The organism is Herbaspirillum huttiense (genome assembly GCF_047300815.1).
GTDB lineage: Bacteria > Pseudomonadota > Gammaproteobacteria > Burkholderiales > Burkholderiaceae_D > Herbaspirillum > Herbaspirillum huttiense_A.
The window spans coordinates 5347335-5372712 of the sequence record NZ_CP178608.1 but is presented as its reverse complement, the minus strand read 5'-3'; the positions used below and the strand labels follow the sequence as shown (position 1 = coordinate 5372712).

The window sequence follows — 25378 nt, the reverse complement described above, 5'->3', positions numbered from 1 at the left end:
CAGCATGAAAGCACGTGGCATGGAAGGCATCACCTATCCTCCGCAATACGATGTGCTGGTGGTCGGCGGCGGCATCAACGGCGCGGGCATCGCGCGCGATGCGGCCGGGCGCGGCCTGTCGGTGGCGCTGTGCGAACAGCACGACCTGGCGCAGCATACGTCGTCGTCCTCCAGCAAGCTCATCCACGGTGGCCTGCGCTACCTGGAACATTATGAATTCGGGCTGGTACGCAAGGCGCTGATCGAACGCGAAGTGCTCCTGCGCAGCGCCCCGCACATCATGTGGCCGCTGCGCTTCGTGATGCCGCATGACCAAGGGCAGCGCCCCGCCTGGCTGATCCGTTTGGGCATGTTCCTCTACGATCACCTGGCCCGGCGCGAACTGCTGCCGGGTTCGCGTGCACTGGATTTGCGCCGTCACGTCTCGGGTGCCCCATTGAAAGCGCAGTTCACGCGTGGCTTCGTCTATTCCGATGGCTGGGTCGATGATGCACGGCTGGTGGTGCTGAACGCCATGGATGCCGCCGAAAAAGGCGCGCACATCATGACCCGCACCCGCTGCGAATCGCTCACGCGCCAGGACAACGGCTGGCAAGCGGTACTGCGCCGTGAAGATGGCCATGCCATGCAGGTGCGCGCACGCTGCGTGGTCAATGCTGCCGGCCCGTGGGTGGCGCAGTTCCTGGGCGGTGCGGCCCACGTGCATTCGACCAAGTCGGTGCGCCTGGTCAAGGGCAGCCACATCGTGGTGCCGCGTCTGTTCGAACACGATCACGCCTACATCTTCCAGAACCCGGATGGCCGCATCGTCTTCGCCATTCCCTACGAGCAGGACTTCACGCTCATCGGGACCACCGATATCGAGTACCAGGGCCGGGTGGAAGACGTGGCCATCTCCGCGGATGAGACGGCTTATCTCTGCCAGCTGGCCAATCGCTATTTCGCCAAGCCCATTACACCGGCCGACGTGGTGTGGTCGTATTCAGGCGTGCGTCCGCTGCTGGAAGACGCAGCCGCCGACGCCTCCGCCGTCACGCGCGACTACCAGCTCGACCTGAACACGCAAGGCGCCCCGTTGCTCTCCATCTTCGGCGGCAAGATCACCACCTTCCGCAAGCTGGCCGAGGAAGCGGTGGACATGATTGCGCCGGTACTGGGCAACCAGCGTGGCGCGTGGACCGAACACGGCTGCCTGCCGGGCGGCGACCTGTATGGTGCGCAGCCGTCCAACCGCTCGGTGCGCCAATTCGGTCACTACGTGGAAGGCTTGCAGCGGCAGTATCCGTGGCTGCCTGCCACATTGTTGCAACGCTATGCGCGTGCCTATGGCAGCCGCACGCACGCGCTGCTGGAAGGAAGAAAGAACTTGGAAGAGATGGGAGAAGAAATCCTGGGCGGGCTCTATGCCGCCGAGGTGGACTACTTGTTGCGTCACGAATGGGCCACCAATGCGGCCGACATCCTGTGGCGGCGTTCCAAGCTCGGCCTGCATTTCCCCAAGGGCAGCGAGGCCGTGCTGGACGCCTGGCTGGCCGCGCGCGGCGGCCAGTCTTCAGGTCAGGAACAACCCGCCGAAACGGGCGAGTTACTTCAGGCAGCCAGCAGGTAAGCACCCACGGCGGCGATACCGACGCCGCCGATACGCACCACGCGGTCAGCCATCTGCTTGCCCGCGATCAGGCCGATACCCAGGCCGGCGACATGCAGCAGTGCGGTGGCGGCGATGAAGCCGGCACCGTACAGGGCGGCCGAGCTGCCGTGCGGCAGTTCAGCGCCGTGCGCGTAGCCATGGAACATCGCGAAGACCGACACCACCAGCGTGCTGCCCCACAGCGGCAGGCGCACGGCAAAGGCGATCAGCAGGCCCAGCACGGCCACCGAAGCGGCGATACCGGTTTCCACGGCCGGCATCTGCAGGCCGGCGAAGGCCAGCAAGGCACCTGCCACCATCATCAGCGGGAAGGCCAGCGGCAGCACCCACAGGGCGCGCTGCTTGTTCTGTGCCGCCCACAGGCCCACGGCCAGCATGGCCAGCAGGTGGTCGATGCCCGAGAACGGGTGGGCGAAGCCGGCGGCCATGCTGGCCGTGGCATCCATGGTGGAACCCGGATGGCCGGGGTGCGCCAGGGCAGTGCCGGCCGCCAGAGCGGTGACGGCCAGAACGCCCAGGCGGGCGCGGGTCTTGGTCGAGAGGGTCAACATGTTTTCTCCTTGGGCTGATACGGCAGATTCTTGAATCGGGGAAGTGACGGGGTTCAGGTTCAGTTCTTCGGCTTCTCGTCCAGCAAGCCCTGCTTGCGGATGTATTCGATGACCTTCTCCACCCCGTCGCCACTGCGCAGGTTGGTGAACACGAAGGGGCGTTCGCCGCGCATGCGCTTGGCATCGGCCGCCATGATATCCAGATTTGCGCCCACATAGGGAGCCAGGTCAGTCTTGTTGATGATGAGCAGGTCCGAACGGGTGATGCCGGGGCCGCCCTTGCGAGGGATCTTTTCGCCGCCGGCCACATCGATCACGTAGATGGTCAGGTCTGACAGTTCCGGGCTGAAGGTGGCGGCCAGGTTGTCGCCGCCGGACTCCACCAGGATCAGGTCCAGGTCCGGGAAATCGGCGCTCATGCGGGCGATCGCTTCCAGGTTGATGGAGGCGTCCTCGCGGATGGCGGTGTGCGGGCAGCCGCCGGTCTCCACACCCATCAGGCGTTCTGCCGGCAGCGCATCGGCGCGCAGCAGGATTTCCATGTCTTCCTTGGTGTAGATGTCATTGGTGATGACGGCCATGTCGTAATGGTCGCGCATGCGCTTGCACAGCATTTCGCACAGCGCCGTCTTGCCGGAACCGACCGGGCCGCCGATGCCCACGCGCAGCGGATTGGAAGTGGAGTTGCTCATGGTTGGTCTCTTGATCTCTTGGTCGTGTAGGAACGAAAACGATATAAACGATTTCAATAATTCAGCAATTAAGAACGATAGATGCGGCTGTACTGCACCTCATGCTGCATCGACAGCAGCGACAGGCCCGGTGCCCAGTTGCACAGCTCGTCATCTTCCAGCGTCAGCGCGGTGGCCGCGGCCTTTTCCAGTTCAGGCTGCAGCGACAGCAGGATGCGCTGCCCCGCCACCTGGCCCAGCGGCACCGTCTTCACGCAGGCCAGCACCTGGTTCTCGGCCCAGGCGAACAGCATGCCCAGCACCGCCGCCTCGCGCGGCACCTGCAGGGCCACCGTGGCAAAGGCCAGCGAAGTCGGCAGCGGCAGTTCCGGCTGCGCCTGCAGGAGGGCCAGCAAGGCCTCATCACCCAGCTTCAGGTCGGTCGCCAGTTTGCCCAGCGAATAGCCCATCTGAATGGTTTCGGCACGAAACTCGGACGTATCACGGGCCGCGATGAAGCGTTCGGTCCACAAGGTGACCTTTTCTGTATCACGGGCCTCGAAGGCTGCCACCAGCCGCGCAAAGATGGGGGCCTCGAAACGCGCCACCACTTCATGCAGCGCATGGCCGATCCATGCACGGGCCGTGGCTTCGCTGCCCACGCGCCCGCCCTCGATGGCCGCCTCCAGCCCTTGCGAATAGCTGTACGCGCCGATCGGCAAGGACGGGCTGCTTAGTTGCAGCAGATGCAGCAAGGCGGCAGCTTGCATGGGGTCAGCCCTCTTCCTTCTTGTCGCCGGGACGATGGATTTTCTGGCGCAGCGGAATCGGTGCCAGCGGATTGTGGTGATGGTCATCGCCATGATGGTGATGGCCGCCGCCATAGGCCCCCGCTTCCGGCTCGAAGGCCGCCAGTTCTTCGGAGACGCGCGCGCCCAGCCCTTCCAGCATTTCCTTCAGCACCGGGTCCTTGCGGATGCGCAGGAAACCGACGCCCCCTTCATGGCCCACATGCGCCTGGGTGTGACGATTGCCGAGGTGGAAGGCGCAACGCAGCAGCAGGTGCGCATCAGCCGCATCGACGCGATAAGTCGCTTCGGCCTTGGCGATGATCTTGACTACGCGGCCATCGTCGCCGCGCAGCAGGTCGCCATCGCGCAGCACCGTACCGCGCACGGTAAACACCGCCACGTCTTCACCTGAACGCAGGGTGGCACGCAGGCGGCTCTTCTCGCGCTGGTCATAGGGCAGTTCAAGTTCGCCGTCGATCTGCTCGGCCTGGGCTATCTTGGTATTGAGAGTGAGCATGAAAAAATCTAAAGAAAATCAGAACAGGAAATAACGTTGTGCCAGCGGCAGCGAGACCGCCGGTTCGCACACCAGCAGTTCGCCATCGGCACGCACTTCATAGGTCTCGGAGTCGACTTCCATCTTCGGCGTGGCACCGTTGTGGATCATGTCGCGCTTGCGCAGGTTGCGCATGTTCTTTACGGCCACCACCGGCTTGTTCAGTTTGAGCTGTTCACCGATGCCGGCATCGAAGGCCGCCTGCGAGACGAAGGTCATCGAGGTCTTCAGGCCACCGCCATAGGCCCCGAACATCATCCGGTAATGCACCGGCTGCGGGGTCGGGATGGAGGCATTGGGGTCACCCATCTGGGCGGCCGCGATCATGCCGCTCTTGAGGATCATTGAGGGCTTGGCTCCGAAGAAGGCCGGCTTCCACAGCACGATGTCGGCGATCTTGCCCACTTCCAGCGAGCCCACCACGTGCGAGATACCGTGCGTGATGGCCGGGTTGATGGTGTACTTGGCGATGTAGCGCTTGATGCGGAAGTTGTCGTTGCGCGACGTATCTTCCTTGAGCGAACCGCGCTGCACCTTCATCTTGTGCGCGGTCTGCCAGGTACGCAGGATGACTTCGCCCACGCGGCCCATGGCCTGCGAATCGGAAGACATCATCGAGATCGCGCCGATGTCATGCAGGATGTCTTCGGCGGCGATGGTCTCGCGGCGGATGCGCGATTCGGCAAAGGCGATGTCTTCGGCAATGGCCGGGTCCAGGTGATGGCAGACCATCAGCATGTCCAGGTGTTCGTCCAGCGTATTGACCGTGAAGGGACGCGTCGGATTGGTCGAGGACGGCAGCACGTTGCCCTCGCCCACGGCCGCGATGATGTCCGGTGCGTGGCCGCCGCCCGCGCCTTCGGTGTGGAAGGTGTGGATGGTGCGGTCCTTGAAGGCCGCCAGCGTGTGCTCCAGGAAGCCGCCCTCGTTGAGCGTATCGGTATGGATGGCCACCTGGATATCCATGCGGTCGGCCACCGTCAGGCAGTTGTCGATGGCCGCAGGCGTCGAGCCCCAGTCCTCGTGCAGCTTCAGGCCGATGGCACCGGCGCGGATCTGCTCTTCCAGCGGCAGCGGCAGGCTGACGTTGCCTTTGCCGAGGAAACCGAGGTTCATCGGGAAGGCGTCTGCAGCGGCCAGCATGGAGTGAATGTGCCAGGGACCGGGCGTGCAGGTGGTAGCGGCCGTGCCGACGGCCGGACCGGTGCCGCCGCCCAGCATGGTGGTGACGCCGCTCATGAGCGCTTCCTCGATCTGTTGCGGACAGATGAAGTGGATGTGGCTGTCGATGCCGCCGGCGGTAACGATCATGCCTTCACCGGCGATGATCTCGGTGGCACCGCCAATGGCCATGGTCACGCCGGGCTGGATGTCGGGATTGCCGGCCTTGCCGATGCCGGCGATCTTGCCGGACTTGATGCCGATGTCGGCCTTGACGATGCCCCAGTGATCGACGATGAGCGCATTGGTGATGACGGTATCCATCACCTCGGCATGCGGGCGCTGCGACTGGCCCATGCCGTCGCGGATCACCTTGCCGCCGCCGAATTTCACTTCCTCGCCATAGACCGTGTAATCCTTCTCCACTTCCAGGAAGAGTTGGGTATCGGCCAGGCGCACGCGGTCGCCGACGGTGGGGCCGAACATCTCGGCATAGGCCGAACGGGAAATCTTGCTCATTGGTTTTGCCCCTTCTTGAGGTTGCCATGCTGGGCCTTCAGCTTGCCCATCACCAGTGCATTGAAGCCGTAGACGCGGCGGTCCCCTGCCAGCGCCACCAGTTCCACCGTGCGTTCCTGACCGGGCTCGAAGCGCACTGCGGTCCCGGCCGCGATGTTCAAGCGCATGCCATAGGCCGCTTCACGCTCGAAGCGCAGTGCCGGATTGGTCTCATAAAAATGGAAGTGGGAGCCGACCTGGATAGGACGGTCGCCGCTGTTGGCCACCGTCACCGTCACGGTGGGGCGGCCGACGTTGAGTTCGATGTCGCCGGGTTCGACCAGCATTTCGCCTGGAATCATGACGCGCTCCTCAAGGAATCGGATGGTGGACGGTGACCAGCTTGCTGCCATCGGGGAAGGTGGCTTCGACCTGGATGTCGGGGATCATCTCGGGCACGCCTTCCATGACATCGTCGCGGGTGAGGATGGTGGTGCCCTCGGACATCAGCTCGGCCACGGTCTTGCCATCGCGTGCGCCTTCCATGATGGCGGCGGTGATCAGTGCCACCGCTTCCGGATAGTTGAGCTTGAGGCCACGGGCCTTGCGGCGCTCGGCCAGCAGGGCGGCGGTGAAGATGAGCAGCTTGTCTTTTTCTCTTGGTGTCAGTTCCATGTTGGCTCCTGGCCGTTGGGCGGCCTTCAGGTTCTATAACGCAGGGCGAGGCTTGATTCAGTTTTCCTGATGCAGCGTTTTACGTCGTGTTCATGTATTCCAGATGCGCGGAATGGCCGCGTCCTTGCCGGTGACCGCCGGGCGCAGCACGTGCCAGGCCGCATGCAGCCACTGCCGCGCCACCAGGCTGGATTGCCCCATGTAGCGCGCGATCAGCACCTGCTTCATCAGCGTGGCACCGCTGCGTCCTTCCAGCTGCAGGGCGCCGATGGTGTCGCGCAGCCGTCCGAGGAGCGCCGCATCCATGCCATCGCCCACGGCGATCAGGGTGCCGCAGATGGTCTGCCCGTCCAGTGCCAGCGGGCCTTGCATGGCACCCGCCTCGGCCTGCAGGCGGCCCTGCTCGAACCACACCAGCTTGCCGCCACGGCGGATGCTGGTACGCTGGCTGACGGCACCGGTGTTGAAGGTTTCGCCCGAGGCGGTGCGGCCGAAGCAGAGGATTTCCGCACCCAGGTAAGCCGCGTCGGCGGCCAGCGTCACTTCATGTTCCATGCGCACGTCGGCGCCATCGAAAAAGATGGTTTCCTGCGGCAGCCATTCCAGCGTGGCTCCGGCAGCAGCGTCGAGCCTGACGGCCTGGCGTGAGGACTGGCCGTTGGCGCGATACCACTTGCCCGCACCGGGCGTGGTCAGCAACGCATGGGCGCGTTCGCCGACCTCGGCGGTGATGGAGAGCTGGTCGCCACCGACGATGCCGCCCGGCGGGTGGACGATGATGGCGTGGCAGATGGAGGGATCTTCGGGATAGAGCGGCTTCTGCACGCGCAGGGGGCCGAAGTGCTGGCGGCGCATGAGGCGCGTGGTGCCCTTGTCGTCGGCAAAGCCCAGCGCCAGGCGTGCCTGGTCCGGCGCATGCCGCAGGGGCGCGCCTGGTGTCGCGGGGGCCGGCATGCTGGCGGGTTCCGGATGGCCGGGGAGTCGTTTCATACCTGGTTCTTCATTGCGTGGAAGGCGGCGTGTGCAAGCGGACTGCCTGGCCGCGAACATGCGACTTTATAGCAGACCCGCTGCAAACGCGCAGCCTTCCTGTGCGACGGCCTCAGACCGCCAGATGCTTCTTGACGTCCTCGCCATCCATCTGGTCCTGGGTACCGGCGGCGACCACTTCACCGCGCGACATCACCACGAAGGTGTCGGCCAGTTCGCGGGCGAAGTCGAAATACTGCTCGCACAGCAGGATGCCGATGTCGCCGCGCTGGCGCAGCAGGCTGATGACGCGTCCGATGTCCTTGATGATGGAGGGCTGGATGCCTTCGGTCGGTTCATCCAGGATGATCAGCTTGGGCTCGGCCAGCAGTGCCCGGGCAATCGCCAGCTGCTGCTGTTGGCCGCCGGAAAGATCGCCGCCGCGACGATGCAGCATTTCCTTCAGCACCGGGAAGAGTTCATAGACCTCGCCCTTGATGGTGGAGGCACGGCGGCCCGAGAGCGTAGCCATGCCCATGAGCATGTTTTCTTCCACCGTCAGGCGCGCGAAAATCTCGCGTCCCTGCGGCACGTAGGCGATGCCCAGCTTGGCGCGCTGGTGCGGCTTGAGACGGGTGATGTCCTGGCCTTCGAAGCTGACGTTGCCCTTGGCCACCGGCAGCACGCCCATCAGGCATTTCAGCAGCGTAGTCTTGCCCACGCCATTGCGGCCCAGCAGGGACAACACACGGCCCTTCTGCACATCGAGCGAGACGCCGCGCAGCGTATGCGCCGCGCCGTAGTACTGGTTCAGTTCATTGACTTGCAGCATGGATGATGGTCTCCGCTCTTATCGTCCCAGGTAGACTTCGATGACGCGCTCGTTGGATTGCACCTGGCGCATGTTGCCTTCGGCCAGCACCGATCCTTCGTGCAGCACGGTCACCTTGCCGCCTTGGGCGATCTCTTCGACGAAGCCCATGTCGTGTTCCACCACCATGATGGAATGCTTGCCGCGCAGCTCGTTCAACAGCTCGGCGGTGCGCGCGGTCTCGGCGTCGGACATGCCGGCCACCGGTTCGTCCAGCAACAGCAATTGCGGTTCCTGCATCAACAGCATGCCGATTTCCAGCCATTGCTTCTGGCCGTGCGAGAGCAGGCCGGCGATGCGATGTTCCTGGCCGTTCAAACGGATCAGCTTGAGGATTTCCTCGATCTTGCCGATCTGCTCCGAGGACAGGCGCGCAAAGAGTGTGGTCTTGACGCGCTTGTCCATCTTCATCGCCAGTTCCAGGTTCTCGAACACGGTGTGCTGCTCGAACACGGTCGGGCGCTGGAACTTGCGGCCGATGCCCGCGTGGGCGATCTCGTATTCGGTCATCTTGGTCAGGTCGATGGTCTGGCCGAAGAAGGCGGTGCCGGCGGTGGGCCGGGTCTTGCCGGTGATGACGTCCATCATCGTGGTCTTGCCCGCGCCATTGGGACCGATGATGCAGCGCAGTTCACCGACCGAAATATCCAAGTTCAGGTTGTTGATGGCCTTGAAGCCATCGAAGGACACCGTGATGTTTTCCAGATAGAGGATGGCACCGTGGGTGGTATCGACGCCCTCGGGTTTGATGCGTTCGTAGGATGCGCCGTGGTCGGCGCGGGGCGTGTCGACGTTGCCGCCCAGGCCGCCGATGGCCACGGGATTCTTGCCGGGTTCGATGGCACTCATGCGGCCTCCTTGGATGCGCTGCCCTCAGCGGGCGCGGCATCGCGTTTCTTGAATTTCTGCACCAGGCCCAGGATGCCCTGCGGCAGGAACAGCGTGACCAGGATGAAGATCAGTCCCAGCGCATACAGCCACAGGTCCGGGAAGGCCGCAGTGAACCAGCTCTTCAGGCCATTGACCGTGAAGGCGCCGATGATCGGCCCGATCAGCGTGCCACGGCCACCGACGGCCGCCCAGATCACCATCTCGATGGAGTTGGCCGGCGACATCTCGGAGGGATTGATGATGCCCACCTGCGGCACGTACAGGGCACCGGCGACGCCGCAGATCACGGCCGACAGCGTCCACACGAAGAGCTTGAACCACAGCGGGTTGTAGCCGATGAACATGAGGCGCGATTCGGAATCGCGCACGCCCTGCAGCACGCGGCCCAGCTTGGAGGTGACGATCATGCGGCACAGGACCAGGGCACCGAACAGCAGCGCCAGCGTCACCAGGTACAGCACCGCCTTGGTGGCCGGTGCGGTGATGGTGAAGCCGAGGATGCGCTTGAAGTCGGTGAAGCCGTTGTTGCCGCCGAAGCCGGTATCGTTGCGGAAGAACAGCAGCATGAAGGCGAAAGTCATGGCTTGCGTGATGATGGAGAAATACACGCCCTTGATGCGCGAACGGAACGCGAAGTAACCGAACACGAAGGCCAAGAGACCCGGCACCAGCACCACCAGCAGCATGGAGAACCAGAAGTGGTCGGTCATCCACCAGTACCAGGGATAGGCCTTCCAGTTCAGGAACACCATGAAGTCCGGCAGGTCGCTCTGGTACACGCCGTCACGGCCGATGGCGCGCATCAGGTACATGCCGTGGGCGTATCCGCCCAGTGCGAAGAAAACGCCATGCCCCAGCGAGAGGATGCCCGTGTAGCCCCATACCAGGTCGAGAGCCAGCGCGGCCATGGCGTAGCACATGAACTTGCCGACCAGGGCCACGGTGTAGGAGGACACGTGCAGTGCGCTATCTGCGGGGAACAGCAGGTTGCACACCGGCAGCAGCGCCAGCACGATGGTGCAGATGACGATGCCGGTCCAGGACGGGCGATTGAACAGCGAGGGGCGCATGATCATGGTGCTCATTCCACGCTCCTTCCCTTGAGTGCGAAGAGGCCTTGCGGACGCTTCTGGATGAATACGATGATGAAGACCAGGATGGCGATCTTGGCCAGCACGGCACCGGCCATCGGTTCCAGGAATTTGTTGACTTCGCCCAGGCCGAAGGCTGCGATGACGGTCCCGGCCAGCTGGCCCACGCCACCCAGCACCACCACCATGAACGAGTCGACGATGTACCCCTGTCCCAGGTCGGGACCGACGTTGCCCAGCTGCGAGAGCGCCACGCCACCGAGACCGGCGATGCCGCAACCGAGACCGAAGGTCATCATGTCGATCTTGCCGGTGGACACGCCCACGCAGTCGGCCATGCGGCGGTTCTGGGTGACGGCGCGCACGAACAGGCCCAGGCGCGTCTTGTTGAGGATCAGCCACACGGCGAAGACCACGAAGAGCGCGAAGAACACGATCACGATGCGGTTGTAGGACAGCACCAGCGAACCCAGCACGGTCACGCCACCCGACATCCAGCTCGGGTTGGCCACTTCCACGTTCTGCGCACCGAAGATGGAGCGCACACCTTGCATCAGCATCAGGCTGATGCCCCAGGTGCAGAGCAGGGTCTCCAGCGGACGGCCATAGAGCCAGCGGATCACCAGGCGCTCCAGCGCGATGCCAACCGCCGCGGCCACGATGAAGGCGGCCGGCAGTGCCACCACCAGATATGCATCGATGGCGCCGGGGAAGAACTTGCGGAACACCAGCTGGCACACGTAGGTGGTGTAGGCACCGATCATCAGCAGCTCACCGTGGGCCATGTTGATGATGCCCATGAGGCCGAAGGTAATGGCCAGGCCCAGGGCGGCCAGCAGCAGCACGCTGCCCAGCGAGACGCCATAGAACAGCTTGCCGGCGAAGTCGACGATGGCCAGGTGGCGGTCCAGTGCGGAGAGGGTGCGCACTGCTTCGATACGCACGCCTTCATCGGCTTCGACGTAGGAGCCATCGGGATTCTTGGCCAGCATGTTTTCCAGCACCGGCTTCAACGAGGCATTGGTGGTCTCGGCCAGTTTCTTGACGGCCGCGCGGCGTGCCGCCGGGTCGGCCGAATGCAGGTTGGCGGTGGCTTGCACCTGCTGCAGCACGTCCTTGATCTGCGGATCGCTTTCCTTGGCGAGCGCCTTTTCGATCAGCGGGATCTGGGCCGGGTCGGCATTCTTGAGCAATTCACCGGCGGCGGCCAGGCGCTGGTCGCGCTGCGGCGAGAGCAGCTTCAGGCCCGAGAGCGCGCCATCGACAGCACCGCGCAGGCGGTTGTTGACGGTGATGCCTTCGGCGTCATCGGGGGCCGGGCCGGTCTGGTCGGTGGCCGGATTGAATGCCTTGCCGGCGTCGTCGACGATGAGCACGTCGCCGGCGGGGGTGACGTAGAGCGCGTCGCTGTTCAGGGCATTGAGAATCTTGAGCGCGTCTTCATTGGCCAGCGCAGCAATCTGGTTGACGGCGTCGATGCGCGCGTCGGGGTCGTCTCCGCCAAGGGGCTTGAGCAGGGCCGGATCGATGGCTGCGAACGCCCCCAGGGCGTGGACGCAAAGCCAGGTCGCGAGCAGCCCGCGTAGGAACTGGATGGCTGGTTTCATGGTCGGTGTGCGCCTCGAAGCGCGAGCCGGACCCGAGGGCGGGCGGTGCGAATCGTCGGGCGTTCTTCTTGTGGAGGGAAATGCATTGCGGCGGCCGGAGCGCCCTCCCGACGCCACGCTGCGGCGTCGGGAAGGCGCTCCGAAGAACGCCATGAACTACAACAACCAGCGCAAGCTTAGTTCTTCTGCTTGCTTTCGTTGCCCGGGATGAACGGGCTCCAGGGTTGTGCACGGATGGTGGTCTTGGTCTTGTAGACCACGTTGAACTGACCGTCCGCCTTGATTTCGCCGATCATGACGGGCTTGTGCAGGTGGTGGTTGGTCTTGTCCATTTCCAGCGTGTAGCCCGACGGTGCCTTGTAGGTCTGGCCGCCCATGGCCGCGATCACCTTGTCGGTGTCGGTGGACTTGGCCTTTTCCACGGCCTGTGCCCACATGTGGATGCCGACGTAGGTAGCTTCCATCGGGTCGTTGGTCACGACGGTATCGGCGTTGGGCAGGTTCTTGGCCTTGGCATATTCCTTCCACTTCTTGATGAAGGCGGTGTTGACCGGATTCTTCACCGATTCGAAGTAGTTCCAGGCAGCCAGGTGGCCCACCAGCGGCTTGGTATCGACACCGCGCAGTTCTTCTTCACCCACCGAGAATGCCACTACCGGCACGTCGGTCGCCTTCAGGCCGGCGTTGCCCAGTTCCTTGTAGAAGGGGACGTTGGAGTCGCCGTTGATGGTCGAGATCACGGCCGTCTTGCCACCTGCGGAGAACTTCTTGATGTTGGCCACGATGGTCTGGTAGTCGGAGTGGCCGAACGGGGTGTAGACCTCGTCGATGTCGGAATCCTTCACGCCCTTGCTGTGCAGGAAGGCACGCAGGATCTTGTTGGTGGTGCGCGGGTAGACGTAGTCGGTCCCCAGCAGCACGAAGCGCTTGGCACCGCCGCCTTCCTTGGACATCAGGTATTCCACGGCGGGAATGGCTTGCTGGTTGGGGGCAGCACCGGTGTAGAAGACGTTCTTCTCCAGTTCTTCACCTTCGTACTGCACCGGGTAGAACAGCAGGCTGTTCAATTCCTTGAAGACCGGCAGCACCGACTTGCGCGACACCGAAGTCCAGCAGCCGAAGACCACCGAGACCTTGTCCTGGGAGATCAGCTGGCGGGCCTTTTCGGCGAACAGCGGCCAGTTCGAGGCGGGGTCGACCACCACCGGTTCGAGCTTCTTGCCCATCACGCCGCCGGCGGCGTTGATTTCGTCGATGGTCATCAGGGCCACGTCCTTCAGGGACGTTTCGGAGATCGCCATGGTGCCCGACAGCGAGTGCAGGATACCGACCTTGATGGTGTCGGCAGCGAAGGCCGAAGGCAGCCAGGAGGATGCGGCCAGTGCGAATGCGCCCAGAGCGGTGGCTTTCAGTACGGTACGACGTGACATGTGGTGCTCCCTCGAGAAAAGTTTTGGAAGATTTTTTTCACTGCCCAGTCGCTTTAGCAGATTGCGTGCCAATGCACGGCCGAGGGCCTGCGGGCTGCATCAAAGCGGGGCGGGGAGGGGCGGGATGCGGGAAAAATGTTGTCAGGCACGCCAGGATTGCGCACCAAAGCCGAGCGCCATTGTCGACAGTCCCATGTCACTGCAGCAACATTCACCAGGCTGGCGCTTGCCTCTGCGCGATCTTGGTGCGCCGCTCAAAGCGCCATGCCATGCGGCTTTGCGCGGAGTTTCCCAACTTCTTGGGGCGTGAGACAGATTGTTCACAATGAGGGTAAACCGGCGCCAGGCAGCGTGATCCATCACGGTGCCTGGCCGGGAGCGTTGCCGGACTGCCTTGGCGCCTAGCGCAGCAACACGCGCTGCATGAACTGCCGCAGCGGGAATTCGATGAGGTTCTGCAAGGCCACCGGCAACTCCAGCGGACGCATGATCATCTTGATGGTGGTCTCGGGTTTGAGGTTCACGCGCACGGTGCGGCTCATGCGCGAGGCCAGTTCCTTGAGGCGCGCCGGATCGGCGGCCAGTTCCGGCTTGTACACCATGGCCACATGGCGGATGGCGCAATCGGCGTCTTCGCTCTTCAGTTCCAGGGTGCGCCGGCTGAGGGTGCCGAAGACGCGCGAGCGGCCGATATTTTCCTGGCGGCGATAGCGGCGGAAATACTGGTAGAAGTGCTTGTAGTGATTGACCTCGTCATTGGCGATGAGGCCGGCCAGGTGTTTCAGTACCGGCTCGTCGGTGGCCCGCGCCAGCGCCCGGTAGTAGGTGGAAGTGCCGGTCTCGACCACGCAGCGCGCGGCCAGCTCCTGGGCCCGTGTCGGTTCGAGCAGTTCGACCTTGCAGTACTGCGAGTATTCATCGAGGAAGCCCTGGTAGGCGCGCGGCCAGTCGAACTCGGGCCAGACGTGCTCCACGTAGGCGCGCAGGGCGGCGCCATGCTGCAGCTCTTCCTGTTCCCACTGTTCGCGCAGCCAGGTCTCGACCTCGGCATCACCCTTGTAGAACTCCACCAGGTTGTGGGTATAGAGATCGGAACCGCTTTCGACGAAGGAGGCGCAGGCCACCAGGTAGAACAGGTCTTCATCCTGCCGCACCCGCTCTCGGTCGATGCGGTCCAGGTCGATGTCATCGATGGTCCAGTGTTTTTTTTCTTGGCGGCTCGGGTTCATCTGCTATACCTCTCTTCTCAAGTGACGGTTGGCATAGCGATATGATGCAGTGCGAGGGCATTGGTTCAGGGCCACGCGGCGCAGCGTGACCTAACTTTGCACATGGCGTGTCTTGGGCGCGGCGCTTGTCAGTGCTTTGTCAGCCGCGGCGGGCGGGGGGTTACAGCATTTGGGTGGCGTCATTGCCCAGCACCACGCGGTTGCGGCCCTGGTATTTGGCGTGGTACAGCGCCTGGTCGGCGATGCGCAGCAATTGTTCGGCGGTGGTCTCTTCATCCGGCTGCAGCGAGGCCACGCCGATGCTGGCCGTGATGTAGCCGAAGGGAGAATCGGCGTGCGGCAGCTTCAGTTCGAAGATGGCCTGGCAGATGTTCTCGGCCTGCTGCAGGGCATGGGCGGTATCGCTCTCGGCGATGATGACGCTGAATTCCTCGCCGCCATAGCGTGCGACCAGGTCGGTCGCGCGGCGCGAACTCTTCTGCAGGACGCGCGCCACGATGCGCAGGCATTCGTCTCCGGCCAGGTGGCCATAGCGGTCGTTGTATTTCTTGAAGTAATCCACGTCCAGCATCAACAGGGCCAGCGCATGGCCCGAGCGCACCGAGCGCCGCAGTTCATTGGCCAGCACCTCGTCGAAGCGGCGCCGGTTGGCCACCCCCGTCAGGCCATCGGTGGCCGAGAGTGCTTCGAGCTTGCGATTGGCGCGCTCCAGCTCGCGCGTGCGCAGGGCCACCTGCTCTTCCAGTTCTTCCTTGTTCTGCTGCAGCTTGCCGGCCATCTCGTTGAATTTGCGCGAGAGCACGGCGATCTCGTCGCCGCCGGCCTGCTCCACGCGCACCGTGGTGTCACCGCTGCCGGCTTCCTTCATGGCCCCCACCAGGCGCTGCAGCGGCACGCTGATGCTGCGCGCGATCAGCGCCGAGAGCAGCAGCGAGGCCGCAAAGCACAGCAAGCCGATGGCGATGATCTTGTCGCGCACCGAGCGGGTATCGGCGTTGAGCTTGTCGCTGGGCGTGGCGCTGACCACCCACCAGGAGGTATGTGGCAACTGCGCGATGGCAGCATAAAAAGGCGTGCCGTCGGCGCGCGTGTAGGAAATGAAGTCGCTGGTGCGACGCTGGCCCAGGCTGGCCGTGATGCCCTCCAGCAGGGCCGGATCGGCGCTGCTGAAGCTGGTATCGCGTCCCTGCACCACCACCGTGCCATCGCTGGCATCGACGATGAAGAGGCTGGAATCGTAGCCCAGGTCCACCCCCTCGAAGATGCTGAAGAAGTAGCTCGGCCGCACGCCCACGAAGAGCATGCCGGCCGGACGGTTGTTGCCGGTGAAGCGGATCTCGCGCAGCATGGCCACGCTCTTCTGTCCATGGCCGCCGTTGTAGAGCGTCCACCATGCGCGTCCGGAAATATCCGGCGCTTCCTCGGCCACGCGGCTGATGTTGCTGGCCAGGGGCGCAAAGATCTGCGGATCGATCACCTGGCGGCGGCGGTCCAGCAGGTATTTCTGGTTCACGTCGGGCAGTGAGCCAAAGGTATCGAGCAGCACCCGTGCCACGCCGCTGCGGGCGGCAGCACTGGCGGCTTCATCGCCGCCGTAGTAGTTGGCCAACAGGCGCTGCAGCTTCTCCGACAGCGCCAGCTCTTCGCTCATGTCTTCGATCTTTTCCATGCGCAGCATCAGGTTCTGCGAGATCTGCTTGGCCACCTGGACCGAGTAGGCACGCACTTTGTCCTGGGTCGCGCGGGTGGTCTCGCGATAGGCCAAGAGGCCCGAGATCAGCAGCGGCACCAGCGAGACCAGGATGAAGGAATTGATGAGGCGATAGCGGATCTCGATCCTGCGCAGGAAACCGAGCCAAAGGAAGTCGAGCCGTCTGGGCATGGATGGACTCTCCCTACTTGGCCGACAGTTGCGCCTGTTCGGCGATGGAGTCCTGCAAGGCGCGCGCCGCGCGCGCCGGCGACTGGCGGCCCGACAGCACGGCCTGCAACAGCGGATGCAGGACATCGATGGTGTTGACCGGCAGCAGCGAGTAATACAGCCCCGGTGCGTTGGCCCCGGCGGCACTGCGTTTCATGTCCTCGACCAGCGTGAACAAATCGCGGTCGCCGCTGACATCGGGCGCGATCACGCGAAACGGCGGAATGTTCTGGCGCTTGGCCTGCCAGATCGACATGCCCGGACCATAGAGAAAGTCCAGGAACTGCACCGCCGCCTCGCGTTGTTGCGCGCTGCTGCGCTGGGCCACGGCAAAACCGGTCTCGCTGCCCAGCACCGGTTTCAGGGGCTGCCCCTTGTCATTCCAGGGCGGCACGAATACGCCCACCCGCATGTTGCGCCCGGTCATGAGCGTGCCCGCCGCCCAGGTCCCCTGGAAGGTCATGGCCGCGCGGCCTTCGGCGAACTGGCGCAGGGTGGCGTCATAGCCGGCACGCAGGCAGTCGGCCTGCACCATCTTCTGCTCCACCAGCGTGCGCAGGCGCGTGAAGATGGCCACGCCATCGGGGTTGTCCAGCTGCAGCGTGCCATCGGCGATGCGTGCGCGCCAGTCCGGCACCTTGGCGGCAATCAGGTTGGCAAAGCCGTAGCTGAAGGGGCCGTTGCCCAGCATGTTGGGGAAACCGCCGGAGAGCGCCAGCGGAATGAAGCCGGCTTTGCGCAATGCTGCGCCCGTGGCAAGAAAAGCCTCGAAATCGGTGGGTGCTTCAGTGATGCCGGCCCGCTCGAACATGTCGCGGTTGTAGTAGATCAGCGTGGTCGCCAGGCCCGAGGGAATGCCATAACGGCGACCGCCCGGCGAAGTCCACTCGCGCTGCAGGCCTTCGAGCAGCTGGCCCCAGGCCTGGGTGGCACCGATGTCGGCCAGCAAGCCCTGGTCGGCCAGGGCGGCCGTGTAGGGGCTGGCATTGACCGAGATGATGTCGGGCAGGCTGTCGGTGGCGGCGCGCGGCTTGAGGTTTTCTTCGACCGAATTGCCGATCATGAATTGCAGGTTGATGCGCACCTGCGGATGCGCATGCATGAAGGCATCGGCCACGCGATGCATTTCTTCCGGCCAGTCGGGCGCCCAGACCAGTGCGGTCAGCACCACCGGCTCGGCGGTGGCCGTGGCGGCGGCGGGTGAAGATTGCGCCTGTGCGCTATTGGCCTGCTCCTCACTGCGCTCGCAAGCGGTCAGCAGGAGCGCAGCTGCCACCCCCGCAATGAATATCCTGAGCCCGCGCATGGCGCGCCCGGTCATGCCTGATGGTCCGCAGCTGGAGTGGCACCCCGGATCAGGCACGCCTGTTACTGATGGCGTATATCGGCCACGCATCGATTTCCCCTGCGGCTAAACTTTTCTTGTTTTACAGCAATGCGCATGGTGCTGCCTTGACCTTCGCTGCATCCCGGTGACTGGTCTCCGGTGACGCGCTGGGGCCCGCGCTGCGCCTACCTGCCGCTCCCTTGCACGATCCTGGCACATGAGAACAATGACAACAAGTTTGCCAGTTTTTACATTCTCCTGCACGAAGCGCGTGCGCATTTCTTGTCTTTGCTCAGCTTTTGCCATGGCGCAAGCCCCCCCCGGCTTGATGTGCTGCCTGAACGAAAATGAACAGGCCTTTATAATGACGCCCTCACGCCTCCAGGGGCAATTCCGGTCCACCTTGCTTCAACCCGCTTACATCTTCCGCTCGGCCGGGGAATGCGGCTGTCTCACGATTTCCACATGCACAACAAAGATACTCAGCTCTCCATGGGCAAATTTCCCCCATGGCTGGCCGTCCTGGCGGCCTTGACGGCACTGGGCGCGCTGGCCATCGACATGTACCTGCCCAGCTTCACCGCCATCGCCAAGGATCTCGGCGTGGGCACCAACCTGGTCCAGCTTACGCTCGCTTCTTTCCTCATCGGCCTGGCGGTCGGGCAGATGTTCTATGGTCCGCTGTCGGATCGCTTCGGCCGCAAGCCGCCCTTGTTCTTCGGGATCGCGCTCTACTTCGTCTGTTCCTTGCTGTGCATTTTTGTACAGAGCATTGAGACCCTGATCGTGCTGAGATTGTTCCAGGGCCTGGGCGGCAGCGCCGGCATGGTGATTCCGCGCGCGATGGTGCGTGATCGCATGGGGGCCGAGGGTTCGGCCAAGGCCTTCTCGATGCTGATGCTGGTGTTCGGGCTGGCGCCGATCCTGGCGCCTTTCATCGGTGGCCTGATGCTGGTCTTTGCCAGCTGGCGCGGCATCTTCGTGGTGCTGACGATCTTCGGCCTGCTGTGCATGCTGGGCACCCGCAAGTACCTGACCGAAACCGTGGACGTATCCCGTGCCGAGCCGCTGCATCTGGGCCGCACCTTGCGCCAGTACTGGGGTTTGCTGCGCCATCGCCAGTTCATGTCCTTCGTGCTGTGCGGAGGGCTGGTGCAGGCGGGCATGTTCGCCTACATCGCAGGCGGTCCGTTCGTGGTGATCGAGTTGCACGGGATCAAGCCGCAGTACTTTGGTTTCGTGTTTGCCTCCAACGCCATTGGCCTGATTGCCGCTTCGCAGATCAATGCGCGCCTGGTGGTCAAGCGCTCGGCCGAACGCGTGCTGGGCCGTGTACTGTGGGTACCGGCCGGCCTGTCGCTGGCGGTGGTGCTGGCGGTCCTGGCCGGACTGGAGAGCCTGCCGCTGCTGCTGTTCGGTTTCTTCGGGTTCCTCACGGCTTATGGTTTTACCGGCCCCAATGCGACCGCCATTGCGCTCAAGCACCAAGGGCGCCAGGCCGGCACCGCCGCCGCCCTGATGGGTACGCTGCAGTTCGGCATGGGTGTGCTCTCGGGTGTGGTGATGAGCCTTTGGCATGACGGCACGGCCTTGCCGCTGGTGTCGGTGATGGCCATCTGCGGCGTGAGCGCCTTCCTGCTGTATCACTTCGTGGCCAAGCATGAGCCGGTGACGCCGGCGGTGAACTGAATCCACCGGCTGATCGCACTGTGCGATATGGCAGAGGCGCTCTCTAGCGGCCCTCTACCGCTAAGGCACGCTGAAAGAAAGTCACGATTTCTTCATTGAATGCCCGATGGAAGGCCGAGCGGTCGAAGCCGCTCGCACTGCTGCAGATGTCAGGCAGGCGTTGCGCCATGACCGGGGCGCAGGGTGCAAGGAAATCGAAATGCCCGGCATGGGATACGAGATGGTATTGCGGTGCCTGCGGCAACGCGCGCCGCACTTCTTCCGCATACCAGGGATGGGGCAAGATCCGGTCGTCTTCGGCGCGCCATAGTTGTACGGGGATCGTTGCCTGCTGCAGTCGGTTGGCAAACGTGAAACCGAGCGCAGGCGCGGCAATGACTGCCGCCTTGATGCGATTGTCCTGCACCTGCACCTGCACCTGCGCCTGCTCGGGCATCGGCGCATTAGCCGCACGTCCTGCGATGCTTTCCTGAGCAATGAGCTGGCACGCGAAATGATCAGGGCGCTCGTTGCAGAACGGGATGATGCGCGCCATGTCAGGCTGTCCACCGATGCTGACCAGCGCGGTAAATCCTCCTGCTGAAAATCCGAAGATCCCGATGCGCCCTGCATCGACCTGTGCATGGCCCGGCCAATCCTGCAGCAGATAGTCCAAGGCCCGGCGTATATGTCCGGGCCGCTCCAGAATAAAAAATCGGCGGCTTTGATCCTGGGCGTTATCACCTGGATGCATCACGGCCGCAGCAATGAATCCGGCGCGCGCCAGCGCAGTGGCCGTATCGTGGTGCGAGAAGTAAGTGCCGCCGGTGCCATGCGATATCACGATCAAGGGATGTCGGCCTTCCGACATGGCGCCATTCATGGCCACTTCCTGCGTCGTCCATCCGAGGCTGACCGTATGTGACTGCGAACTGCTGGGATACCAGATCGCCAGTTTGATCGGCGCACCACGCTCATCGAGCGTAGTCTGCTCCTGAAAGCCGACCGAGGCGGCCCATGCGTTTGTGCAGCTCACCACCCAGATCAGCGCCAGAAAGGCGCGCCGCCAGTATGCAAGATTCATGATCACACCAGGTTGATTAACGAAGAGGACGGATCGGGATTAGCAGGTCGGTATGCAATGCCTCCTGCGCGACCTGGTGCGGCTGGTTGCGATAGCACTCGATGAGAGGCCTGTCGTCGGGTTCATAGCCGCTGTAAGGCAGCCAGGTGCTGTAGAGCGCGGCGATGCTGGCGTTGATCTGTGTGTAGGGCCCCATGACGGTATGACAGGCGTAGGCGCCGGCGGGCACATCGAGGGGTTCCAAGACACCCTCCAGCGGATCGGCGGCCTGTCGCAATACGGCGGCGAAATAGCGGAAGCTGGTGCCCTGCTCGGGGTCGCCAAAGCAAATCCCGTAACGCACTGGCTCAGTCCGCTCGCCCAGCAATTGATGAAGCCGCCGGTGCGTATGGGCAATGGTGCTGGTCGGGCCTTCATGCCGTAATCCCAGCAGTTGCAGGGCACCCTGTTCGACCAATGGCACCTTCAGAGGGAGCGGCGGAGGCTGCATCACGTCAACCAGCCTTGAGGGTTGAGTCATCAGAGAGATCTTGCGTCTGAATGCACTCGGCGACTGTCCGGAAAACTGCCTGAACGCCCGTGTGAAGGCTTGGGGACTTTCATAGCCACAGGCCAGCGCAATTTCAGTCACACTGCCTTCCTGACTGGCCAGTTTGAGCGCGGCCAATGCCAGCCGCTGGTGACGCAGCGTGTCCATGATGGTTTCTCCCGTCAAGCTGCGGTAGAGGCGATGAAAATGGAACGGGGAGAAGGCCGCGATGGCGGCGAGTGCTTCCAGGCTGTGCTGTGCCATGGGATCGGCCGCGATCGCGGCAACCACCCTTGCCATGCGAGTGCGATATCTGTGCATCGAATCGAAGTCCATGGACCAGTGTATGCCGTGCATATGAAAAATACTTAGCAGATCTTGCGCATTTCCCCTCGCCTTGGCCGCGCAGTCGAGGACGCACAACACTTCATTGAAAGCGCGGTGACGGCTCTTGCCGCCCCGCAATGACTCCCGCTTTCGGGGCAGTGCGTGCTGGTTTCCGGTTCACGCCACTGGTGCGTTCGCGCATCAGGATCGCGCATTACCCCGGTTGTCGCCGCTGATACGGAAAGTAACCAAGGCCCCGAATGCCTTTGTGCAGAAGGGTTTGCGACGAACGGGGCAAGGCATGGCACGCTCATTGCTGAAGAGCTCTTCGCGGTCTGACCAGTCAGGCCAACGAGGACCTCCACCATGAGCATGCCCAACATCGCAGCACAGACACTGCAGCGCCAGATTCTCTCCGGCACCTATGCGCCGGGCGCCATGCTGCCCAGCCAGCGCGAACTGGCCGAGTCCATGGGCATCAGCCGCGCGTCGCTGCGGGAGGCCTTGTCGATGCTGGAGGCGCTGGGCTTCATCCGTTCCGTTCCCGGGAAGGGCACGCTGGTGAGCCAACGCCAGGAGGGCCGCGTGACCCCGCCCCAGCCACCCGCCGGTGAAGGCGGCACAGCCGCCGCGGCGCTGGACCTGGCGGCCGTGTTCCAGTTGCGCTATACGCTGGAGTCGGCCGCAGCCGCCCTGGCCGCGCGCCACATCAGCGCCCAGGCCACGCCGCGCCTGTGGGGGATCCAGGCGCGCTTCGAAGAGGCGCTCAAGAACCTCGACCTGGTCAGCGCCTCGCACGCCGACCTGGAATTTCATCAACTGCTGGCCGAGCTCTCCGGCAACCCCGCCTTTTCCCAGGTGGTGCGCCAGTTCGAGCGCCCCATCAGCCACAGCCTGCGCGTGCCCTTCGCCGACCGCGAGCGCATCTGGGCACCCGCCGTGGAGCATCGTGCGATAGCGGCCGCCATCTCCGCCGGTGACATCGAAGGCGCGCGCCAGGCCATGCAGCAGCACATCGTCAACGCCGCCCAACGCGTCGGTCTCTCATTCTCTCCGCCCTGACGGCAGGGCAGCTCATCTCGTTCTTGGCTTCGCGCAGTTTCAGTGGCATCCGTTGTTTCCATCGTCGTCCCTCAACCAGGAAAGCACCGATATGAAATTATCCAAGACCCTCCCCCTCACGCTGGCCTGTACCCTGGCCTTCGGCGCCTTGGCCAGCCTGCCGGCCCACGCCGAAAAAGTATTGCGCATCGCCATGACGGCCGGCGATATCCCGCGCACGCTGGGCCAGCCCGACCAGGGCTTCGAGGGCAACCGCTTCACCGGCATTCCCATGTATGACGGGCTCACCCAATGGGACTTGTCCAAAGCCGACAAGGCCAGCGAACTGATCCCCGACCTGGCCGTGTCGTGGCAGGTCGATGCCAAGGACAAGACCAAGTGGATCTTCAAGCTGCGTCCCGGCGTGAAATTCCATGATGGCTCGGCCTTCAACGCCGACGCCGTGGTCTGGAACGTCAACAAGGTGCTCGACAAGAACGCCGTGCAATTCGACCCCAGCCAGGTCGGCACCACCGCCTCGCGCATGCCCACCCTGCGCTCGGCGCGCAAGATCGATGATCTCACCGTGGAACTGAGCACCGCCGAGCCGGATTCCTTCCTGCCGATCAACCTCACCAACCTCTTCATGGCCTCGCCCGCCCAGTGGGAAAAGAAACTGGCCGCCGTGCCGGTCTCGGTGACCGACAAGGCCGAGCGCAGCAAGCAGGCCTGGGCGGCCTTCGCCGCCGATGCGTCCGGCACCGGCCCCTTCAAGATGGCCAAGTTCGTCCCGCGCGAGCGGCTCGAAGTGGTCAAGAACGACGGCTACTGGGATGCCGCACGCCGCCCCAAGATCGATCGCGTGGTGATGCTGCCGCTGCCCGAAGCCAACTCGCGCACCGCGGCCCTGATGTCGGGCCAGGTCGACTGGATCGAAGCCCCCGCACCGGACGCACTGGACGCGATCAAGGCGCGCGGCTTCAAGATCTATTCCAATCCGCAGCCCCACGTGTGGCCGTGGCAGCTGTCCTTCGTGCCCGGCTCGCCCTGGCTGGACAAGCGTGTGCGCCATGCCGCCAACCTGTGCGTGAATCGTCCCGCGATGAAGCAGCTCCTGGGCGGACTCATGGGTGAAGCCACCGGTACCGTCGAACCCGGCCATCCGTGGCGCGGCAACCCGAGCTTCCAGATCAAGTACGATCCGGCGGCCGCCAAGAAGCTCATGAGCGAAGCCGGCTATTCGGCCGCCAAGCCGCTGACGGTGAAGGTGCAGATCTCGGCCTCCGGTTCGGGCCAGATGCAGCCGCTGCCGATGAACGAGTTCATGCAGCAGAACCTGAAGGAGTGCTTCTTCGACGTGCAGTTCGACGTCATCGAATGGAACACCCTCTATACCAACTGGCGCATCGGTGCCAAGGACGCGAGCGCCCACGGCGCCAATGCGATCAACGTCAGCTTCGCGTCCATGGACCCGTTCTTCGCCATGGTGCGCTTCGTCGATACCAAGGCGGCACCGCCGACCTCCAACAACTGGGGCTTCTATAGCAATCCGGATGTCGATGCCCTCATCGCCAAGGCACGCACCACCTTCGACCCCAAGCAGCGTGACGCGCTGCTGGCCGAGCTGCACGCCAAGATCGTCGATGAAGCGCCCTTCGTCTGGGTCGCCCACGACACCGGTCCGCGCGCCATCGCCGCCAAGGTCAAGGGTGTCGTGCAGCCGCAGAGCTGGTTCATCGACATCGCCACCATGAGCATGGACTGACCCGTCATGCATGAAGACCTCAGCGGCGCCGGCCCGCGCCGGCACCGCTGACGTTTTCTGCACCAAGCCTCTTTCCGCAGCCCCGCTGCCGCAGCACCTGACCCGTCGCCGGAACCGCCATGATCGCCTACCTGATACGACGCTTTCTCTACGCCCTGCCCATCATGCTGGGCGTGGCCTTCCTCTGCTTCATGCTGGTCCACATCGCACCGGGCGATCCGCTGGTCTCGATCCTGCCGCCGGATGCCTCGGCCGACCTGCAAAAGCAGCTCATGGAAATCTACGGATTCAACCGCAGCTATCCCGAGCAATTCCTGAGCTGGGTCTGGCGCGCCCTGCACGGCGACCTCGGCAGCTCGATTGCGACCGGCCGCCCGGTAGCCGCCGAAGTGTTCAAGGCGGTCGGCAATACCTTCATGCTGGCGGCCGTGGCCACGCTGATCGGTTTCGTGTTCGGTTCGCTGTTCGGCTTCGTGGCGGGCTACTTCCGTAATTCCTGGGTGGATCGCGTGGCTTCCTTCATCTCGGTGGTGGGCGTGTCGGTGCCGCATTACTGGCTGGGGATGGTGCTGGTGATCGTGTTCTCTTCCAAGCTGATGTGGCTGCCCGCCACCGGTGCCGGCCCCGATGGATCGGGCGCCTGGGTGTGGGACCTGGAACACGTGAAATATCTGCTCATGCCGGCCGTGACCATGTCCTTCATCCCCATGGGCATAATCGCCCGTACCGTGCGCGCCCTGGTGGCCGACATCCTGGCCCAGGAATTCGTGGTGGGGCTGAAGGCGCGCGGCTTGTCGGACGCGGGTGTCCTGCGCCACGTGGTCAAGAATGCCGCACCGACCGCGCTGGCCGTCATGGGCCTGCAGCTGGGCTACTTGCTGGGCGGCTCCATCCTGATCGAGACCGTGTTTTCCTGGCCCGGGACCGGCTTCCTGCTCAACCAGGCCATCTTCCAGCGCGACCTGCCGCTGCTGCAGGGGAGCATCCTGGTGCTGGCCATGTTCTTCGTGGCGCTGAACCTGCTGGTGGATGTCCTGCAAACCATCTTCGACCCCCGTATCGAGCGAGCCTGAC

The 25378-nt window shown here is 63.7% G+C and carries 23 protein-coding genes; 5 read left to right on the top strand and 18 right to left on the bottom strand.

Annotated features, from left to right (window positions below; all coding sequences use genetic code 11):
* The first annotated feature begins 4 nt into the window (after positions 1-4).
* Positions 5-1609: a glycerol-3-phosphate dehydrogenase gene (glpD, locus tag ACLRDN_RS24615; protein WP_413458410.1), complete on the top strand. Its 1605-nt coding sequence runs from the start codon at positions 5-7 to the stop codon at positions 1607-1609.
* Here the strand turns inward: glpD and ACLRDN_RS24610 are convergent.
* The 16 genes from ACLRDN_RS24610 to ACLRDN_RS24535 all read right to left on the bottom strand — a co-directional run bounded on the left by ACLRDN_RS24610 (position 1591) and on the right by ACLRDN_RS24535 (position 17884).
* A complete protein-coding gene (locus ACLRDN_RS24610) occupies positions 1591-2202 on the bottom strand; it encodes a HupE/UreJ family protein (RefSeq protein WP_413458409.1) in 612 nt (203 codons plus the stop codon). The genes glpD and ACLRDN_RS24610 overlap by 19 nt on opposite strands.
* 59 nt (positions 2203-2261) lie before the next feature.
* Positions 2262-2894, bottom strand: coding sequence for an urease accessory protein UreG (ureG, locus tag ACLRDN_RS24605; RefSeq protein ID WP_013236640.1), 633 nt, complete (start codon positions 2892-2894; stop codon positions 2262-2264).
* 68 nt (positions 2895-2962) lie between these two features.
* Positions 2963-3643: an urease accessory protein UreF gene (locus tag ACLRDN_RS24600; RefSeq protein WP_413458408.1), complete on the bottom strand. Its 681-nt coding sequence runs from the start codon at positions 3641-3643 to the stop codon at positions 2963-2965.
* A 4-nt stretch (positions 3644-3647) separates the two neighbouring features.
* Complete coding sequence (gene ureE, locus ACLRDN_RS24595; RefSeq protein ID WP_134223932.1) at positions 3648-4181, bottom strand: urease accessory protein UreE; 534 nt, start codon at positions 4179-4181, stop codon at positions 3648-3650.
* A gap of 18 nt (positions 4182-4199) precedes the next feature.
* Positions 4200-5900 carry an urease subunit alpha gene (gene ureC, locus ACLRDN_RS24590; RefSeq protein WP_413458407.1) on the bottom strand — a complete coding sequence of 567 codons (1701 nt, stop codon included), beginning with the start codon at positions 5898-5900 and terminating at the stop codon, positions 4200-4202.
* Positions 5897-6241: an urease subunit beta gene (locus ACLRDN_RS24585; RefSeq protein WP_252697703.1), complete on the bottom strand. Its 345-nt coding sequence runs from the start codon at positions 6239-6241 to the stop codon at positions 5897-5899. Before ACLRDN_RS24585 ends, ureC begins: the two co-directional genes overlap by 4 nt.
* 10 nt (positions 6242-6251) lie before the next feature.
* The gene (locus ACLRDN_RS24580; RefSeq protein WP_008333723.1) at positions 6252-6554 is read right to left on the bottom strand and encodes an urease subunit gamma; all 303 of its coding nucleotides are present in this window, start codon (positions 6552-6554) and stop codon (positions 6252-6254) included.
* Positions 6555-6644: 90 nt separating this feature from the next.
* On the bottom strand, positions 6645-7544 hold the full coding sequence (locus ACLRDN_RS24575; protein WP_413458406.1) for an urease accessory protein UreD: 900 nt from the start codon (positions 7542-7544) through the stop codon (positions 6645-6647).
* A gap of 112 nt (positions 7545-7656) precedes the next feature.
* Complete coding sequence (urtE, locus tag ACLRDN_RS24570; protein ID WP_075256308.1) at positions 7657-8355, bottom strand: urea ABC transporter ATP-binding subunit UrtE; 699 nt, start codon at positions 8353-8355, stop codon at positions 7657-7659.
* A gap of 18 nt (positions 8356-8373) precedes the next feature.
* A complete protein-coding gene (gene urtD / locus ACLRDN_RS24565) occupies positions 8374-9243 on the bottom strand; it encodes an urea ABC transporter ATP-binding protein UrtD (protein ID WP_413458405.1) in 870 nt (289 codons plus the stop codon).
* Positions 9240-10370 carry an urea ABC transporter permease subunit UrtC gene (urtC, locus tag ACLRDN_RS24560; RefSeq protein ID WP_413458404.1) on the bottom strand — a complete coding sequence of 377 codons (1131 nt, stop codon included), beginning with the start codon at positions 10368-10370 and terminating at the stop codon, positions 9240-9242. The genes urtD and urtC overlap by 4 nt, the downstream gene beginning before the upstream one ends.
* On the bottom strand, positions 10367-11983 hold the full coding sequence (gene urtB / locus ACLRDN_RS24555; protein WP_034339871.1) for an urea ABC transporter permease subunit UrtB: 1617 nt from the start codon (positions 11981-11983) through the stop codon (positions 10367-10369). The genes urtC and urtB overlap by 4 nt, the downstream gene beginning before the upstream one ends.
* A gap of 176 nt (positions 11984-12159) precedes the next feature.
* Complete coding sequence (urtA, locus tag ACLRDN_RS24550) at positions 12160-13413, bottom strand: urea ABC transporter substrate-binding protein (protein ID WP_145607798.1); 1254 nt, start codon at positions 13411-13413, stop codon at positions 12160-12162.
* Positions 13414-13814: 401 nt separating this feature from the next.
* Positions 13815-14642 carry a ferritin-like domain-containing protein gene (locus tag ACLRDN_RS24545; RefSeq protein ID WP_413458403.1) on the bottom strand — a complete coding sequence of 276 codons (828 nt, stop codon included), beginning with the start codon at positions 14640-14642 and terminating at the stop codon, positions 13815-13817.
* A 160-nt stretch (positions 14643-14802) separates the two neighbouring features.
* Positions 14803-16524 (bottom strand): diguanylate cyclase, encoded by a 1722-nt coding sequence (locus tag ACLRDN_RS24540; protein WP_413458402.1) that lies wholly within the window; start codon positions 16522-16524, stop codon positions 14803-14805.
* Between the two features lie 13 nt (positions 16525-16537).
* The gene (locus ACLRDN_RS24535; protein WP_413458401.1) at positions 16538-17884 is read right to left on the bottom strand and encodes an ABC transporter substrate-binding protein; all 1347 of its coding nucleotides are present in this window, start codon (positions 17882-17884) and stop codon (positions 16538-16540) included.
* 471 nt (positions 17885-18355) lie between these two features.
* Between ACLRDN_RS24535 and ACLRDN_RS24530 the strand changes: the two genes are divergently transcribed.
* Positions 18356-19579 (top strand): Bcr/CflA family multidrug efflux MFS transporter, encoded by a 1224-nt coding sequence (locus ACLRDN_RS24530; RefSeq protein ID WP_413458400.1) that lies wholly within the window; start codon positions 18356-18358, stop codon positions 19577-19579.
* Between the two features lie 43 nt (positions 19580-19622).
* Here the strand turns inward: ACLRDN_RS24530 and ACLRDN_RS24525 are convergent, their stop codons facing one another.
* Together ACLRDN_RS24525 and ACLRDN_RS24520 are read right to left on the bottom strand one after the other, a co-directional pair.
* The gene (locus tag ACLRDN_RS24525; protein ID WP_413458399.1) at positions 19623-20642 is read right to left on the bottom strand and encodes an alpha/beta hydrolase family protein; all 1020 of its coding nucleotides are present in this window, start codon (positions 20640-20642) and stop codon (positions 19623-19625) included.
* A gap of 16 nt (positions 20643-20658) precedes the next feature.
* The gene (locus ACLRDN_RS24520) at positions 20659-21507 is read right to left on the bottom strand and encodes an AraC family transcriptional regulator (protein WP_413458398.1); all 849 of its coding nucleotides are present in this window, start codon (positions 21505-21507) and stop codon (positions 20659-20661) included.
* A 357-nt stretch (positions 21508-21864) separates the two neighbouring features.
* On the opposite strand from ACLRDN_RS24520, the gene ACLRDN_RS24515 reads away from it, so the two are divergent.
* The 3 genes from ACLRDN_RS24515 (at position 21865) to ACLRDN_RS24505 (ending at position 25377) form a co-directional block, all read left to right on the top strand.
* The gene (locus ACLRDN_RS24515; RefSeq protein WP_413458397.1) at positions 21865-22560 is read left to right on the top strand and encodes a FadR/GntR family transcriptional regulator; all 696 of its coding nucleotides are present in this window, start codon (positions 21865-21867) and stop codon (positions 22558-22560) included.
* A 91-nt stretch (positions 22561-22651) separates the two neighbouring features.
* Positions 22652-24304, top strand: a complete 1653-nt coding sequence (locus ACLRDN_RS24510) for an ABC transporter substrate-binding protein (protein ID WP_413458396.1) — start codon at positions 22652-22654, stop codon at positions 24302-24304.
* Between the two features lie 119 nt (positions 24305-24423).
* Positions 24424-25377, top strand: coding sequence for an ABC transporter permease (locus tag ACLRDN_RS24505; protein WP_088755419.1), 954 nt, complete (start codon positions 24424-24426; stop codon positions 25375-25377).
* Position 25378 lies beyond the last annotated feature (1 nt).